This is a genomic window from Dysgonomonas sp. ZJ709, assembly GCF_011039195.1.
Taxonomy (GTDB): domain Bacteria; phylum Bacteroidota; class Bacteroidia; order Bacteroidales; family Dysgonomonadaceae; genus Dysgonomonas.
The window spans coordinates 21,844-38,215 of the sequence record NZ_JAAKEM010000034.1 but is presented as its reverse complement, the minus strand read 5'-3'; the positions used below and the strand labels follow the sequence as shown (position 1 = coordinate 38,215).

General features: G+C 36.7%; 16 protein-coding genes. 10 read left to right on the top strand and 6 right to left on the bottom strand.

Going from position 1 to position 16,372, the window contains the following annotated elements; genetic code table 11:
- Positions 1-194 precede the first annotated feature (194 nt).
- Complete coding sequence (locus tag G7Y56_RS16350) at positions 195-515, bottom strand: DUF3795 domain-containing protein (protein WP_165045235.1); 321 nt, start codon at positions 513-515, stop codon at positions 195-197.
- A 76-nt stretch (positions 516-591) separates the two neighbouring features.
- Between G7Y56_RS16350 and G7Y56_RS16345 the strand changes: the two genes are divergently transcribed.
- Positions 592-1,071, top strand: a complete 480-nt coding sequence (locus G7Y56_RS16345) for a low molecular weight protein-tyrosine-phosphatase (protein WP_165045233.1) — start codon at positions 592-594, stop codon at positions 1,069-1,071.
- An 18-nt stretch (positions 1,072-1,089) separates the two neighbouring features.
- On the opposite strand, the gene G7Y56_RS16340 is transcribed toward G7Y56_RS16345, so the two are convergent.
- Positions 1,090-2,040 (bottom strand): NAD(P)-dependent oxidoreductase, encoded by a 951-nt coding sequence (locus G7Y56_RS16340; protein ID WP_165045231.1) that lies wholly within the window; start codon positions 2,038-2,040, stop codon positions 1,090-1,092.
- 8 nt (positions 2,041-2,048) lie between these two features.
- Entirely contained in the window at positions 2,049-2,471 is a 423-nt protein-coding gene (locus G7Y56_RS16335; protein WP_165045229.1) for a hypothetical protein, read from the bottom strand.
- 594 nt (positions 2,472-3,065) lie between these two features.
- On the opposite strand from G7Y56_RS16335, the gene G7Y56_RS16330 reads away from it, so the two are divergent.
- From G7Y56_RS16330 to G7Y56_RS16310, 5 genes are all read left to right on the top strand, one after another.
- Complete coding sequence (locus G7Y56_RS16330; protein ID WP_165045227.1) at positions 3,066-4,001, top strand: EamA family transporter; 936 nt, start codon at positions 3,066-3,068, stop codon at positions 3,999-4,001.
- A gap of 264 nt (positions 4,002-4,265) precedes the next feature.
- Positions 4,266-4,679: a helix-turn-helix domain-containing protein gene (locus tag G7Y56_RS16325; RefSeq protein ID WP_165045224.1), complete on the top strand. Its 414-nt coding sequence runs from the start codon at positions 4,266-4,268 to the stop codon at positions 4,677-4,679.
- Between the two features lie 93 nt (positions 4,680-4,772).
- Entirely contained in the window at positions 4,773-5,804 is a 1,032-nt protein-coding gene (locus G7Y56_RS16320; protein ID WP_165045222.1) for a hypothetical protein, read from the top strand.
- A gap of 159 nt (positions 5,805-5,963) precedes the next feature.
- Entirely contained in the window at positions 5,964-7,151 is a 1,188-nt protein-coding gene (locus G7Y56_RS16315) for a DUF418 domain-containing protein (RefSeq protein WP_165045220.1), read from the top strand.
- 16 nt (positions 7,152-7,167) lie between these two features.
- Entirely contained in the window at positions 7,168-7,713 is a 546-nt protein-coding gene (locus tag G7Y56_RS16310; protein ID WP_165045218.1) for a GNAT family N-acetyltransferase, read from the top strand.
- On the opposite strand, the gene G7Y56_RS16305 is transcribed toward G7Y56_RS16310, so the two are convergent.
- The 3 genes from G7Y56_RS16305 to bla are packed head-to-tail and all read right to left on the bottom strand — an operon-like array spanning position 7,694 to position 9,325.
- Positions 7,694-8,119, bottom strand: coding sequence for a GNAT family N-acetyltransferase (locus G7Y56_RS16305; RefSeq protein ID WP_165045216.1), 426 nt, complete (start codon positions 8,117-8,119; stop codon positions 7,694-7,696). The genes G7Y56_RS16310 and G7Y56_RS16305 overlap by 20 nt on opposite strands.
- Before the next feature lie 6 nt (positions 8,120-8,125).
- Positions 8,126-8,578, bottom strand: coding sequence for a GNAT family N-acetyltransferase (locus G7Y56_RS16300; RefSeq protein WP_165045214.1), 453 nt, complete (start codon positions 8,576-8,578; stop codon positions 8,126-8,128).
- A gap of 6 nt (positions 8,579-8,584) precedes the next feature.
- Positions 8,585-9,325, bottom strand: coding sequence for a subclass B1 metallo-beta-lactamase (bla, locus tag G7Y56_RS16295; RefSeq protein ID WP_165045212.1), 741 nt, complete (start codon positions 9,323-9,325; stop codon positions 8,585-8,587).
- 244 nt (positions 9,326-9,569) lie between these two features.
- Here bla and G7Y56_RS16290 point away from each other — a divergent pair, with 244 nt between their 5' ends.
- The 4 genes from G7Y56_RS16290 (at position 9,570) to G7Y56_RS16275 (ending at position 16,372) form a co-directional block, all read left to right on the top strand.
- Positions 9,570-12,437, top strand: coding sequence for a TonB-dependent receptor (locus G7Y56_RS16290; protein ID WP_165045210.1), 2,868 nt, complete (start codon positions 9,570-9,572; stop codon positions 12,435-12,437).
- 19 nt (positions 12,438-12,456) lie between these two features.
- A complete protein-coding gene (locus tag G7Y56_RS16285) occupies positions 12,457-13,935 on the top strand; it encodes a hypothetical protein (RefSeq protein ID WP_165045208.1) in 1,479 nt (492 codons plus the stop codon).
- A 227-nt stretch (positions 13,936-14,162) separates the two neighbouring features.
- The gene (locus tag G7Y56_RS16280; protein WP_165045206.1) at positions 14,163-15,278 is read left to right on the top strand and encodes an acyltransferase family protein; all 1,116 of its coding nucleotides are present in this window, start codon (positions 14,163-14,165) and stop codon (positions 15,276-15,278) included.
- Between the two features lie 68 nt (positions 15,279-15,346).
- Entirely contained in the window at positions 15,347-16,372 is a 1,026-nt protein-coding gene (locus tag G7Y56_RS16275; protein ID WP_165045204.1) for a sensor histidine kinase, read from the top strand.

Sequence of the window (16,372 nt, the reverse complement as noted above, 5' to 3'; positions counted from 1 at the left end):
TTACAAGAAAACAGCTTAAGTAAGCTATTTTCCCTTTTTCAATCTGCCCCCCTAAAAAACGGGTAGTTGAAAAAGGAAAAATGCGATAACTTTTAACAATATTAATAGGAATTAATCATAGAATTCAGAATAGCTGAAAAACAGATACTAATCATAATTCATATACATTGCTTATATCGAACACACGTTAATTACTATTCGTCAACTTTCAAATTATAATAAGTAAGGAAATCTTTTTCACCTACAGTTTTCAATAGCTCTTGATTCTTAATAAAGTCTTGTCCATACTTAAGCCATCGCTTAGAGAATGCCTTAAACTTGGCGCACGGAAAAATTGAACATTGATAACAATAGGTTATGCCTTTTTCTGAACAACATAGATGAAAGGTTTTACATTTCTCACATCTCTTTCTGTTAATATCGGCTCCGGGACAAGGGTTTTTCTCCCTTATATAAGTTGGGCAACCTCCGCAAAAGACGCCACATGCAGGTATTCTTCCACTATAACGTTTCATGACATTAAGAATATTTATAATGCTATAGCAATATAATAATTTGTATCTTTGAATCACTTAGTAAAATGAGCAAAATATGAAAAAATATAATGTGCTTTTTGTCTGTTTAGGCAATATCTGCCGCTCTCCCGCCGGAGAAGGTATCTTCAAAAAACTTGTTCAAGATAAGGGACTTGAAGAAATTATAACAGTCGATTCTGCCGGAACTTCGGGCTATCACGATGGTGTATTGCCCGACGACCGTATGCGGAAACATGGGGATCGCAGAGGGTATACCTTCGACACCCTTTCACGTAAATTCACTCCGAGAGACTTCGATAAGTTTGATATTATACTCACAATGGATGATAATAACTATAACAATATCAACAAACTGGCGATAGATATGGAATCGAGGAAAAAGGTACATCGCATGACCGAATTTTCGCAACGTTTCACTCACGACCATATTCCCGATCCTTATTATTCGGGTGCTGATGGTTTCGAACTGGTACTTGACCTCTTAGAAGATGCTTGTGGCGGCTTAATGGAAAAAATAGAAAAAGGTGAACTATAATAGTTCACCTTTTCTATATCAATTTACTTTACTAATTTCTCCTCCCTCGAAGAAATTAATTATATTCTTCGCTACCTCTCTCTGCATATCTAAACGGGCAGCATATGTCTGTGTTCCGGCATGAGGAGTCAATACTACATTTTCGAAACTGAACAATTCCGGTGAAATTTTAGGCTCATTCTCAAATACATCAAGTCCTGCTGCAAATATCTGTTCATTCTTCAAGGCTTCAATCAAAGCCTTTTCATCTACTAAAGCCCCACGAGCAGTATTGATCAGTATAGCGGTATTCTTCATTTTCTTAAACTCAGCTTCTCCCATTAAATGGTGAGTCTCGGCAGTGGCAGGAGCATTCAGGGAAACAAAATCAGATTCTTTAAGCAAGGTATCAAAATCAACATAAACAGCACCATACCTTTCTTCAATGCTCTTATCTAAACGGTGCCGATTACAATAAATAATCTTCATCCCGGAAGCTACAGCACGACGTGCAACAGCTTGACCGATACGACCCATTCCATAAATACCCAAAGTTTGCCCATATACAGGTAATCCGGGATTATCAAACAGCCCCCAACCCAATCGCTCGCCATTATGTAATTTGTTGTTATAATAACCCACTCTGCGAGCAGTAGCAAGCAATAAAGCGAAACACAGTTCAGCCGTAGGCTCAAGTACCGAATTAGGTGTATTAGTCACAGGTATGCCTTTTTGAGATGCATAATCTACATCTATATTATTATAGCCTACGCCATAGTTTGCAATCAGCTGCAAATTAGTACCTGCATCTATGACTTCTTTATCTGTCTGAAAAGAAAAATTAGGAATCAGTACATTTATATCTGATATAAGTTCTAATACCTCTTCTCTTTTGAAATGTTCATTTTCAGGGTAAATCATTTCGAACTTTCCCTCCAGATCCTTAAATCCTTCGCGTTTGAAATTATGCCCCATTAATATTTTTTTCATACCCATTTTTATAATACACCCTTTTCAACAAGCATTTCTCTCACTCTTAACCAATCCACATAAGGTCTTTGAGATCCTTCATCATTATCCAATAGCGGGCAACCCAGATTAGCATCATCAATATACAGATGCCCATAGGCTTTGGGCGATGATGTCCAAAAACGCTGTGTCGGATTTTTTTGCACACCATACAGAGGGATTCCATTTTCTTCGAACCATCGGATAGCATCAGACAATACATTTTCTTCGACAATAACTTCCTGCCCATCCACTTTTTTCTTCTTCTTGCGATCACTACGCATAGTAAAAAGAATTAATCTATGCCCTTTCTCCACTAGCTCCTTCAGCACCGGAACAGCTCCTATATCATTCCCTATATCGGGAAATTCGTGAGACACACATGTGCCGTCGAAATCTATACATATATCCATAGTGTAAATATAATAAAGATAATTATTAGCAGATATGCTTTTAATATATAATAAATTAACCCGATAATTGTTCAATACCTACATATATCGTAATGTAAAACGGATATTTAGCTGTGAACTCTACACAATAACAATATTTTTGTATCTTTGGTTTTTCGTCAAAAAAGCCTAAAACTATTAGGTAAGAGTGTATAACAAATATCCCTTGCACGACAAATCTACTTCCGAAAAACAAAAGTTTGAAACAGTTTTTCGCACTCATTTCTCCAAAGTCAAGAACTTCATAACTAAGATTCTCAAAATATCGGAAATGGAAGCAAACAAAGGAATTCCAAAATCAGATCAAAATCTGGGATATTAATATAGTGAATTAATTTTTATGCCCTGATAGGATGCTTCGCAAGTGAAGCATCCTATTAAAATAAAAGTTATACCAAACTTTCATTGTCCTTTTTTAATACTTAAACACTATGAGGCCCAATAATCGCTGGATTATTGGGCTTCATTACTTATACGAGAGGCGAAAAAACCGCGAAAGTTTCCCATTTCTTATATTTAGAGTACTTTTGTACAAAAATCAGAGAGGTAGAATAAATGGACAAGAGAGTAAAAGGCAGCATATTTGTTTTTCTGGGAGCATGTAGTTTCGGTGTATTATCTACTATCGTAAAAATCGCTTATAGTGAAGGATATACATTAGGACATATAACAGGTAGTCAGTCATTTTTAGGCATGTTATTATTATGGATACTATATCTCTTACAAAAGAAATTATTTCCTACAAGAAGTACATACAATACAGAAAATAAGGGCGATATTCGACCCAAAACCGCGTGGTGGAAAGTTTGTGCAGCAGGTATGTTCACAGGATTGGTCGGAATATTTTACTACCAATGTGTAAAACTATTACCGGCTTCTATCTCCATCATCCTGTTGATGCAATACTTGTGGATAAGTATTGTGATAGAAGCTATTATTTTCAAAAAAAAACCTACACGTATACAACTCATAGCGGTCTGTATTGTACTTATCGGAACTGTTTTTGCAGGAGGAGTATTCAACGAATCGCTTACGCTTAACCCGACAGGGGTCGCCTTCGGTTTTTTAGCAGCACTAGCCTATGCGCTTTTTCTCATCACAAGCGGCAGGGTCGGCAATGAATTACCTGCACTGAAAAAGGGTGCTTTAATGATAACAGGTTCGTGCATATTGACCTTTATAATATTCCCTCCCCTATTTTTTTTCGATGGTGTACTATTCGACGGACTATACAAATGGGGCTTGGCTCTCGCCGTATTCGGCACAGTAATACCTCCCCTATTCTTTTCTATCGGGATACCTAAAACAGGCGTGTCGCTGGGTGCTATATTCAGTACAGCCGAACTGCCTGTAGCCGTACTATCATCGTATCTTATACTTCGCGAAAATGTAGCTTTATTGCAATGGATGGGAGTGGTAATTATTTTGATGGCAATAGTATTGCCCAATCTTAAATCGCTGACCAATAGGAAGAAAAATCGTTTGGTATAATTCTATATCAGGATAGGCTGTGCATAAAATTAAGTCAGTAATACAGTGTATTTTAATGAGGGCTCTGCACAACCTATCGAGATTATTTAAAGTATATTTATAAAGCCCTACTTAAATGTTTAATTACAACAAACAAAGTAACAAGAGATTTTACCCGTATAAAACAGGAAATAACCTGTAACGAACAGGTAGTTAATTGAATATAAAACTATTGCTCTATATTGGTATTTTGTCTATTTTTGTTACAAATAATAATTCAAACCTATGGATACTAACACTAAAGTTCATCACGGACACAATATCAAACGTTTGCGCGAGATGCTGGGTATTAAACAAGATACTATTGCTTTCGAAATGAATATCACCCAGCAGTCTTTTTCTGAAATAGAACAAAAAGAAGTGATTGACGAAAAGGTGTTGAGTAAAGTTGCTGATATAATGAAAGTTCCTATTGAAGCAATAAAAAATATGACTGACGAAACAACGATCAACTATATAAATACTTTTAATGATGTGGTAACCAATAATAATGGTTGTCCTTTCTCTTATAACAGTAATTGTACATTTAGTCCGATAGAAAAAATCGTAGAACTCTATAATGAAAAGATAGAACTTTACGAGCGTATGCTAAAAGATAAAGAAGCAATGATTGAAAAATTGTCAGGAGATAAAAAATAAGAAATAAGTAAAATATATACACATAGTAGTCCGAGTTTAACGACTTAGACTATTCTTTTTAAGAAAACCAAACCTAGAAATACAAGAACATTTATGAAAAAACTACTATTCGCCCTATTCTGTGTGGCTCTTATATCATGCAGTAAAGACAACAATGATGATTTGGGAACAAACCCTGATCCGGAGACACCTATTCTCGGAACAGGTGATCCTGTTGAAAGATTTTTTAGTGAAAAAGGATTAAAACCATCTAATCAAGAACAAATTAGTTTCATTCAATTTTATGCTGACAACGTAGATTATAAGCTGGCTGGAGGACGCAAAAACGGTAAAGCATGGCTCGCCAAATTTAAGCCTAACGGAGAAGAAATATTTTCGTTCGAACTAGATGCCAAAACTGAAGATAAATCTTATGGTCATTATTATGCCAACTCTTTACTGTTTGCTGACAAAAAATATATATTTATTGTAGGACGGCTGAGTAACTGGAAAGATCTCTATAATGACACAGATGAGGCAAATAAATCTTTTACTTCAGTAATTTCAGTTATTAATTCGTCGACAGGAAAAGAAAGTAACCGATTTATGCCTAAGAAAGCAGAAAGATTTCAAGTGGAACAGATAAGTAATTATTACCTCATCCAAGAAGGAGATGAGTATACTCATTATAGTCAATTCCATATACTTGACAATGATGGCAAAACTCTGTGGAGCAGAGAAGTTACAGATCAATCAGAAAAAGAACGTGGTATTAATCTGTACGATGAACACTGTTTTATAGATGCTGAAAGAATTATTTTTGTAGGCTATACTGCCTCGGCAGGTCTTAAGTATGTATATAGAATTATAAATTTAAAAGAGCTAAAATTAATAACAGAATTACCAGTAGAGGGAGGTGACTACAAGCTCACAGGAGATAACGCAGAGAAACCTAATATTATATACAAGCGGAAAAATATAAAAATGTACGACAAAAATATTAGAATCACTTTTGAGGAAAATCTGGTAGAAAATGTCACTAATGAAGCTACAGGCTCTGTAACAACAACAGAAACTACATTAGGCACATACTATTATGATCTGGATTCTAATACGTATAAAGTTATAGGAAAAGGAAAATTGTAATACATATCCGACAACAGAAAAAGAGTCTAAATCGATAAGGTTTAGACTTTTTTGTTTTATACTTGTGTTGATGTTGATATGTAGCAGAAGCGTCAATTTAATAGTTTTAATTATATTTACAATCCCGTATTATATGTAATAGTACCATAAACATAATAAATGAAAGAAAACCTTCTGTCTAAAACGCCACGCATAGAAGTCGTTGATGCACTTCGCGGATTTGCTGTTATGGCAATCTTATTGGTTCATAGTCTGGAACATTTTATATTCCCTGTCTACCCCGATCCTGCCACTCAACCCGAATGGTTGAATATATTGGATAATGGTGTATTCAGTATTATATTTTCGCTTTTTGCAGGCAAATCGTACGCTATTTTTGCCCTCCTTTTCGGCTTCACATTCTATATACAATACACCAATCAGCAATTGAAGGGTAACGATTTCGGTTACCGTTTTCTTTGGCGATTACTCCTATTAGTAGGTTTTGCCACTATAAATGCGGCATTTTTTCCCGGTGGAGATGTATTGCTATTATTTTCGATCGTAGGTATTTTTCTTTTCGCTGTGCGTAAGTTGAGCAACAGAGCCGTCTTAACATTAGCAATAATACTCTTGGCGCAACCCGTAGAATGGTTTCATTATATAGCTAGTACTGTAAACCCTTCGTACACCCTGCCCGACCTTGGTGTAGGCGCTTTGTATGGAGAAGTAGCAACATATACCAAAAATGGTAACTTCGGAGAATTTATACTCGGGAATATAACTGTCGGTCAGAAAGCCAGTTTGTTCTGGGCTATCGGTGGCGGTCGCTTCCTTCAGACAGCCGGATTATTTATGATAGGAATGTTGATAGGACGGAAACAGCTTTTTGTATCGTCCGAAAAGAATATTCGCTTCTGGGTGAAGGTGCTTATTATATCTGCTGTATTATTCTGCCCTGTTTATGAGTTGAAAGTATTATTATACGATAAAAGCGATGTATTGATGATTAAGCAATCGGTAGGTGTTGTAGCAGATATGTGGCAGAAATTTGCTTTTACATTTGTACTTGTGTCTTCATTCGTATTGCTATATCAAACCGAGAGATTCAGAAAGCTGACTACCAATCTGCGCTTTTATGGTAAAATGAGCCTCACAAATTATTTAACCCAGTCGATGATCGGTGCAGTTATTTATTTCCCATTTGGCCTTTATTTAGCTCCATATTGCGGATATACGGTGAGTTTACTTATCGGTATCCTCGTATTCGTCGCACAGGTAGGATTCTGCAAGTGGTGGCTCAAAAGCCACAAGCAAGGACCTTTGGAGAGTATCTGGCATAAACTGACGTGGATAAAGTCGAAGTAAGAATATAGTATCAAACATGAAAAATAAAACAATATCATCCGATCGGCTACTAATGAGAAACTTCTACGAAACGGATGTCGATAGCATTTATTCATATCGCTCACTTGATAGCATTGCAAAATATCAGTATTGGGAACCTTTTACCAAAGAGCAAACAATGGCTTTTGTAAATCAATGCAAAAATATTAACCTGAATAGAATCGGTGAATGGATTGGTTTAGCTGTGATATGGAATGAACACAATAAACTTATAGGCGACTGTGCAGTGAAAGTCTCTGAAAACATAGCAGAAATAGGCTGCAATATTTCCCCCGAATATCAGAATAAGGGCATTGCCAAAGAAGCAGTAACCTTACTCCTAAATTATTGCTTCGTTAATAGAATTGTTGACGAAGTTATAGGCATAACAGATTCTGAAAATATAGCTTCTATAAAACTGATGAAATCGGTAGGTATGACCAAATCGACTGATTTTGAAGAAAAGGTTATGTGCAAAGGCTCTTGGTGTATCGAACACAGATATTCAATAAAAAGAGTCGCTTTTAATCGATCAACAACCTAAACACCATCGTACTCCGTTCCTCAAAGCCCATCTTTTTATAAAGACCATGCGCTGCCTGCCTTTCGATACTCGAAGTAAGATCGAGTTTATGTATTCCTTCTTTACGGGCAAAATCTATGGCTGCTTGTATTAGCTTTTCGGCGATACCTTTGCCTCGCATATTGCTATCTACCACAACATCTTCTATCCAGGCTTTTCTACCTGTAGGGATTTGATAGATAACAAGTGTAAGTGTTCCTGCTACCTTCTCATCTTTCGCTATAAATAAATAGCTCCCCTCTGAATTTATCATCTTTTCCAAATATTCCTTTGTCGGTATCGAGCAATCGGGTGATAGCTGAGGCATTAATCGGGTAAAAGCCTTGACAATATCTTCGTTTATTTCGGTCGGAATAAATATATCCATAATAGTTTATTTAATTAAATTGACATCGCAATCCAGCCTATACAGATCGAAACCTTTATCCCAATAATCTTTAACGACCTCTCTTAGTTCTAAGCCAAATTTTGCGTAGAATTTATAAGCGAGCTGTGATGTTCTTACAGAAATGGTTTTTATACTTTCAATCTCCTTCATTTTTCGGATTCTAAATAAGGTCAACTCACGGCCAACGCCCTGCCCCTGACTTTTAGGGTGGATAATATCCCATGATATTTTCCCTGTTTCCCTGTCGTCGGTCAGATTAAAACCACCGCATCCAACTATTACACCATCAATATCGACTACATAATAATTATCGGCGTGATTGTCTAAATAATCTTTTAAATCCTCTTCCTCGCTTGGGGAAAAATATTCGGGTGTATTTAACCTCAGCAATTCTATTAATTGCTCCTTGTCCGAATCCAGATATTCTCTTATAATCATTTTGTATTATTTCTTATTCAATAATTCTCGTGTATGCTTTAGCAGCTCAATTCCTCCAAGATCGCCATGACCGGGTATAACAACTCTTGATTCAGGAAATTTATTCAGCACTTTATCGATTGTTTTCGGCCATTCGTTTACATCTCCGTCAACTGTATTTCCTAATCCTTTGGAATGGATATCTTTTGTCATACATCCGCTAAACAAAATTTTTTCGGATGGAATATAAACCACAATATTATCTAAAGTATGCCCTGCACCAAGATAATAACAAAGAACATCTATATCATTCATTTTTAAAGACAATGAATCTTTAAATCCGTACTGTGCCAAAGGCAATCCTTTTGCTCTTGCAATATCTATTGTCATTTCGTTAGCGTACGATTTCACTCCTTTGCTATGCAGATAGTCCAATCCTCCGATACAGTCTTCATGCCAATGGTTAGGAATAAACGTTGTAATTGCAGCGTGTAACGAATCGGCAATCCAGTTGGCTAATACTTCCGTCTGCATGTTTGTTACCGGTGTATCGAATAAAAATGCTTCTCCTTTGTCTATCAGAATCAAGCCATTTGAAGATACTTTTCCGAAACTACCTATTTCGGCAACAGACACATGTACATAGGCTTTATCCGAAAGCTTGATTAATTCAATATCATCAGAAACTTTTATCCTTTGATAATCATTTTGGGAAAATATAGGCAGCTGGAATAAAATAATTGACAGGATGATCAAATTTCTTTTCATTACTAAACGCTTGATTTATTTATTACTGATGTCTCTTAGAACAAAGGTAATACATTTAAGCAATTGAAGCAGTAGCAAGTTTTTTATCATTAGTCGAGAATATGCTATTTATCAAAATTTCCATTAACAAAAAAGAAATATCCGTAACAAAAAAAGAGCGTTCGCGTAACTCAACCTTATCAGAATAGGTACTATCCTGTAACAATAAAGCATGTGCTTTGTGTAGATAAAATTTAGAATTTATATGCACAAGACAAATTATTTCATTTCACTTAATTCAAGAGGACACTATTACCTATTTAAAGCCGTCTTAACCGTTTTTACTTTATTTGTTACAACAACATTATTCGCACAAACATCTATAAAGGGAGTTGTGACAGACAGTAAAACGGGAGAAACTCTACCGGGAGTTACTATTTCAGTAAAAAATACAACCCACGGAGTTATAAGCGATGTCGATGGTAATTATGAATTAAATGTAGGACCGGGAAAGTACACGATTACAGCCTCGTGCCTGTCGTACAGCCCACTAGAGATTACAGACATAGAAACAAAGAAAGGAGAGAATACAGACTTAAATATTCCAATGCAGGAATCTCTTCAATCTTTAAATGAAGTTGTAGTAATGGCAACAGCCCAGATAAACTCAGAAGTATCGTTGCTTAATTCGATGAAAAAATCGACAGGTATTGTCAGCGGAGTTTCTTCTCAGCAGATATCTAAGAATCAGGATAGAGACGCTGCCGAGGTAATAAGACGTATTCCGGGAATATCTATTATGGATAACAAATTCATTGTGGCCAGAGGATTATCACAACGCTACAACAATGTTTGGGTCAACAACAGTGCCACTCCAAGTTCCGAATCGGACACCCGTTCTTTCTCTTTCGACCTCATCCCGAGTTCACAAATAGAAAATATTATGATAGTGAAATCGCCACAACCCGAACTTCCTGCCGATTTTTCAGGAGGATTTGTGAAAGTGGCGACAAAGGGTATCCCGAATGAGAATTCGATGGAAATTACTTACGGAACGGGTTTAAACACTCAGACACATTTCAAAGATTTCAAATATAATCCGGGAAGCCCGACCGATTTTCTAGGGTTCGACAATGGACTTAGAAGTATCGGGAGTATTGTACCTCCAAGACTAAATTCTGACGATAAAGAAACAGTAGATGCCGTAAGTAGAAATGGATTCAATAACAATTGGGACATAAAGACTAAAAATCCTCTACCCGACCAACGCTTCTCGTTTGCAATGAACAGACGCATCAAAAAAGAAGGAGGGCAACTATGGGGGTTGACTACTGCGCTAAATTACAGTAATCTGAACCGTACACTCACCAACATGAGAAATGCGCAATATGAAGTCTACAATGATATATCTGACCAAGTAGAACCCGATAACGATTACAGCGACGATCAGTACAATACAAATGTGCGGGTTGGAGCCATGGCTAACTTATCTTTTATATCGAATAACAACAACCATTACGAGTTTCAGAATATATTCAACCAATTAGGACAAAGCCGTTATACGCTGCGCCATGGAACAGACTATACCAGCGGACGCGAGAAAAGACAAGAAAGAGAAGAATATTTATACTCGAGCAGAACAACATACGCCGGGCAGTTGACAGGGAAACACACATTGCCTTTTGCCGATAAACTGGACTGGACACTGGGATTCTCGTACGCTAACAAGAATCAACCCGACCGCCGTATGATTAACCGTACTGAAAATGCTTCGACTGACGAAGATCCTTTCAACGGACAAATGTTTATATCGCAAGCGGATATTGAGCGTAACTTTATTAAGTTGAACGAATATACCTATAACGCAGGAGCAAATTATTCACATGATCTAAAAATCAATTCCGATATCACAACTACTCTGAAAGGCGGATTTTATGGGGAATATAAAACCAAGGATTACAAGACCCGGGATTTTGACTATCTGTTCAATGAGAACTATTTCCCATATAGCTTCCGATTCGGTAATGTAGTGAAGGATATATTGATTCCTGAAAACTTTGGAGCCGGTAAACTTTACATCAACGAATCTACAAACAATGTAGATAGTTATGAAGGAAACAACAAGCTTATAGCGACTTATCTGGCAGTCAATATTCCTTACAAGAAGTTCAACATATATGCAGGGGCCCGTTTCGAACACGATATTATGACGCTCACCAACTATACATCAGGAACCGGTAATGAAACAAAAGACTCTGAATATAAAACGACAGATATTTTCCCTTCTTTGAATATCAGTTATAACCTGAATAAAGATAATATAGTGCGATTCGCTTACGGTATGTCCATCAATCGTCCCGAATTCAGAGAGGTGTCTCCTGCATCCTATTATGACTTCGATCTCTTTAACCGAATCACGGGAAATCCCGATTTAAAAGCTGCTTATATACAAAACTTAGATTTGCGATACGAGTTTTATCCATCGGCTTCTGAATTAATATCTGTATCTATTTTCTATAAGCACTTCGAAAATCCGATAGAATGGTCTTTCATAAATACTGGAGGAGGGGCTCGTGTCTTTACTTTCGAAAATGCCTTATCAGCCCATAATCTAGGAGTAGAAATAGATGTAAAAAAGCAACTCGATTTCATCGGACTAAAAAACTTATCAGTAGTTCTTAATGGTTCTTTGATCAGCAGTAAAGTAAAATTTGATGAGAGTAGTATCGAAGATGAGCGACCGCTTCAGGGGCAATCTCCATTCCTTGTAAACGCAGGATTCTTTTATCAAAATGACCCGATGCAACTAACTGCGGGACTGATGTACAATATTATCGGGAAACGGATTGTAGGTATCGGACTCAAAAGTAAGAGCGAGGGCAGCACCGTCAACGACGATATACCCGATATGTACGAGATGCCACGAAATGTACTTGATTTCACAGTAACAAAGAGAATCGGAAAAAGTATAGAAATAGCCGCTTCAATCAAAGACATACTTTCTCAGGATATTTTCTACAAACAATTCCCCAAATTCATAGATAAAGAGGGAGTATTGCACGAAAGAGAACAAATTACACGACAATATAATCCGGGACAGAATATCAGTATTTCTGCCAAATTGAATTTCTAAAATTTAAAATAATTAGTTTATGAAACTTTTCAAATCATTTAGTTTAGCGTTGATAGCTAGTAGTATCATGCTTTTTACAAGTTGTAGTAGTGACGACAATATAACTCCGGGTGTTGATCCTGAACCGGAACCCGTAGTAGGTGTAATAGGTGATGGTAGTTACACATATACAATCACAAAAGATGTGGTTTACAAAAAAGGCACTTACTCTCTGAAAGGATGGGTATATGTGAAAAATGGTGCGACAGTTACTTTCGAACCGGGTACAATCATCAAAGGGGAAAAAGGTTCTAAAGCAAGTTTAATCATCGAGCCGGGAAGTAAGATTTATGCACAAGGAACAGCTACCGAACCAATTGTATTTACTTCGGCACAACCTAAAGGAAGCCGCAAACCGGGCGACTGGGGAGGGCTTATTATATGCGGATATGCCAAAAATAACAATGGAGCTCAACTCGGTATAGAAGGAGGCCCTACAACGAAACATGGAGGAGACAATGACGATGATAATTCGGGTATATTGAGTTATGTACGTGTCGAATTTGCCGGCTCTGTTTTCGATGAAAACCAAGAGATAAATGGAGTAACTTTCGGGTCGGTAGGTAGAGCTACTAAAGTAGATCACGTACAAGTGTCATATAGCAACGACGATTCGTTCGAGTGGTTCGGTGGATCTGTCAGTGCAAAATACCTGATCGCATATCACGGATGGGATGATGACTTTGACACAGATAACGGTTTCTCAGGTAAATTACAATATCTGCTGGCTGTCCGTAATCCTAAGATTGCAGATACATCTTTATCGAATGGTCTCGAATCTGACAATAATAAACCGGGAACAGATGCCAATCCTAAAACATCAACTGTATTCAGTAATGTAACTCTCGTTGGTCCTATTGGTCAGGCAAATGATTTTATGAATACTATGCAATATATCAATGCAGGCAACTACAGACCCGACAACATCTCAAAAACAGGATTATTCCAGGCTGCTATGCAGATCAGACGTTATTCTCAATTGAGTTGCTTCAATTCAGTAGCAATGGGATTCCCTGTAGGGTTACTCCTTGACAATCAAAATGGAAATACGCAAGGGCTAGCTACAAACGGTACTTTGAAAATAAACAACGTATTCTTCGCTCAAATGGGAGTTGTAGGATCTGATGTAAACAATAGCCTTGTTGACAAATATTCGACAAACGGAAAAGATATGACTGATGCTCAATCATTTTCTCATACTTATTTCGTTGCTCAACCAAGCAATAAAGTATTAGCCAACATTTCCGACTTGAAACTAAAACAACCGAATAGTCTTCTTTCTAACGCCAATTGGGGACCAACAACAGGCAGTCCTCTACTTGGAGCAGCTTCGTTCACCGATGCTCTATTGAATGGCTTTGAACAAGTTGATTATGTGGGTGCATTCAAAAGCGATGCAGACGGTGACAACTGGACAAAAGGATGGGCAAACTTCGACCCTCAAAATACAGAATATTAAAACATCTCAAAAGAATAGAGATTACTCAAAGTTCATTTATTGCATATAAATTCAAGAGGTAATACTCTATTTGATTTGCAAGCGGCTAGTGATTAGTCGCTTGCTTTTTTGTTTATCCACCGTTCATCAACAAAAATATCCCATTGGTCAAACTAATTTTATTGTATCAATACGCATCACTAGTTTTGCGAAAAACATAATTTTACCACCATAACAATTTATTCATTATGCGCAGATACGACATAGACAGTCTTAGGGTAATAGTTTTCGGATTATTGATTTTCTATCATGTAGGGATGTTCTTTGTGCCATGGGAAAGCCATATTAAAAATGTTCAGACTTACGAGGGTCTGGTCTTTCCTATGCTATTTCTCAATCAATGGCGACTTTCTATACTTTTTGTTATTTCGGGTATGGGGACATACTATGCGTTATCAAAAAGAAGTGCCGGAGAGTTTGCAAAAGAAAGGACGAAAAAGCTATTCATTCCACTGATTGTAGGGATGATATTTATTGTTCCGCCACAAGTTTACTACGAATGGCTCGATCAAGGACGGTTCAGCGGAAGCTATTTCGAGTTCTGGCCTGCAAAGACATTCTTGGATACATATCCAAATGGAGGAGGCATCTCGTGGCATCATTTGTGGTTCTTGCCGTATTTACTGATATTTTCATTAATATTAATCCCTGCATTCCTTTATTTACGTAGACATACTGAAGCATGGATAATCAGGAAAATGCAATTTTTAGGTAGAAACGCCTTCGGGCTTTATGTATTAATAACCCCGCTTTTCTTTTGGGAACTTTATTTAGCACCTATCTTTCCTTCGACACATGCTTTGTTTAATGACTGGTTCAACATGGTAAATTATTGCACCCTGTTTTTCTTCGGATTTCTGCTAATTTCACTCAAAGATGTCTTTTGGGAAGCAGTAAAAAAGAACAAACATATATATCTGCTCTGCGGAATTATAGCATTCCCTTTACTTATGTGTCTGTGGTTTGTTATTGGCGATTTTGCGGGTAAGCAATATATATCCTCCTTCGTTAAAGTATTTAATCTATGGTCATGGATTCTTACAATTTTTGGTTACGGGGCAACTTATCTGAATAAACCGAGCAAAATGCTGACTTACGCCAACGAATCGGTATATCCTTTGTATATTTTGCATCAAACCGTAATTGTCATTCTAGGCTATTACCTCAAGCATACCGATCTTGGATTCTTCCCTAAATTCTCACTAATGGTAATCGGCACATTTGGTTTTAGCTGGATTATATATGAATTCGGCATAAGACGATATAAATGGATAAGACCATTGTTCGGACTAAAAAATAAATAAAGCTAAAATTATTATTCATAGATCAAAACATTAATTTATTTTCTGGATATTTATATAAAATAAAAGTAATGAGGTTTCCATATCGTTGGCTATATCCATTTTTTCTGGGACTCGTAATATTCAATACTCTACGGGCTGTTACCGATTTGACTAAAGACGGAACTTTCTGGATAGGATCGATAAGACTACACATAATAGGTCAGATAGCTGTCATTATTATGTGCTATTTCTTTGATCGAAGGATGCGTAAAAGGCTACAAAGACGAAAATATATTGCAGAAAAAAAACAGTCATCCCCAAAAGAGTATGGAATTATCTTTTTAACCTCAGCGATACACATCAATATAGTTCTCGTAATAGGTCAGTATATTGGCATTTTCCATATGGGCGACGGAATTATCGATTACATGCTTATAAATGTAGTATTTCTTCCCCTTCTGTTGATATACTATGCCATTATCTCGACCGATGTAATGAACAAGAATTATAATGAACAGGTTTTACAGCTGGAAAAAGTGAAAAATCAACAACTGGAAACCGAACTTAATTTTCTGAAAGCCCAATATCATCCACATTTCTTGTTTAATGCGCTGAATACAGTCTATTTTCAGATAGATGAAGAAAATAAACAAGCAAAATATACAGTAGAACTATTATCAGAACTATTGCGTTATCAATTGTACAACGTCCAACAGAAAGTACAGGTATCAGAGGAAATTACTTATTTAAATGCGTATATAGAACTTCAACGGATAAGGATGAGTGAGCGTCTGATTCTAAAGACAAACTTCGATACAGAACTTACGGAACAGAAAATACATCCTCTGCTATTTCAACCTTTACTGGAAAACGCCTTTAAATATGTTGACGGTGAATACTGGATTAATGTAAATCTCAAATTGGAAAATAATAAAATACGATTTATTGTCGAAAACTCAATTTCGACAGAAATAATAAATAATCCCAAAAACAAAGGGATTGGATTAGAGAATTTGAGCCGTAAACTGGAATTACTATATTCGGATAAGCAAACGCTGAGAATCGAACAAAAAGAAGATTCTTTTAGCGTCGAACTGATAATTGAACTCGATTGA

Coding starts and splice junctions, on each gene's coding strand:
- G7Y56_RS16330 (WP_165045227.1), top strand. CDS start 3,066: ATGGACAAGAGAGTAAAAGGCAGCATATTTGTTTTTCTGGGAGCATGT.
- G7Y56_RS16285 (WP_165045208.1), top strand. CDS start 12,457: ATGAAACTTTTCAAATCATTTAGTTTAGCGTTGATAGCTAGTAGTATC.
- G7Y56_RS16325 (WP_165045224.1), top strand. CDS start 4,266: ATGGATACTAACACTAAAGTTCATCACGGACACAATATCAAACGTTTG.
- G7Y56_RS16350 (WP_165045235.1), bottom strand. CDS start 515: ATGAAACGTTATAGTGGAAGAATACCTGCATGTGGCGTCTTTTGCGGA.
- G7Y56_RS16345 (WP_165045233.1), top strand. CDS start 592: ATGAAAAAATATAATGTGCTTTTTGTCTGTTTAGGCAATATCTGCCGC.
- G7Y56_RS16290 (WP_165045210.1), top strand. CDS start 9,570: ATGCACAAGACAAATTATTTCATTTCACTTAATTCAAGAGGACACTAT.
- G7Y56_RS16340 (WP_165045231.1), bottom strand. CDS start 2,040: ATGAAAAAAATATTAATGGGGCATAATTTCAAACGCGAAGGATTTAAG.
- G7Y56_RS16280 (WP_165045206.1), top strand. CDS start 14,163: ATGCGCAGATACGACATAGACAGTCTTAGGGTAATAGTTTTCGGATTA.
- G7Y56_RS16310 (WP_165045218.1), top strand. CDS start 7,168: ATGAAAAATAAAACAATATCATCCGATCGGCTACTAATGAGAAACTTC.
- G7Y56_RS16305 (WP_165045216.1), bottom strand. CDS start 8,119: ATGGATATATTTATTCCGACCGAAATAAACGAAGATATTGTCAAGGCT.
- G7Y56_RS16335 (WP_165045229.1), bottom strand. CDS start 2,471: ATGGATATATGTATAGATTTCGACGGCACATGTGTGTCTCACGAATTT.
- G7Y56_RS16320 (WP_165045222.1), top strand. CDS start 4,773: ATGAAAAAACTACTATTCGCCCTATTCTGTGTGGCTCTTATATCATGC.
- bla (WP_165045212.1), bottom strand. CDS start 9,325: ATGAAAAGAAATTTGATCATCCTGTCAATTATTTTATTCCAGCTGCCT.
- G7Y56_RS16275 (WP_165045204.1), top strand. CDS start 15,347: ATGAGGTTTCCATATCGTTGGCTATATCCATTTTTTCTGGGACTCGTA.
- G7Y56_RS16300 (WP_165045214.1), bottom strand. CDS start 8,578: ATGATTATAAGAGAATATCTGGATTCGGACAAGGAGCAATTAATAGAA.
- G7Y56_RS16315 (WP_165045220.1), top strand. CDS start 5,964: ATGAAAGAAAACCTTCTGTCTAAAACGCCACGCATAGAAGTCGTTGAT.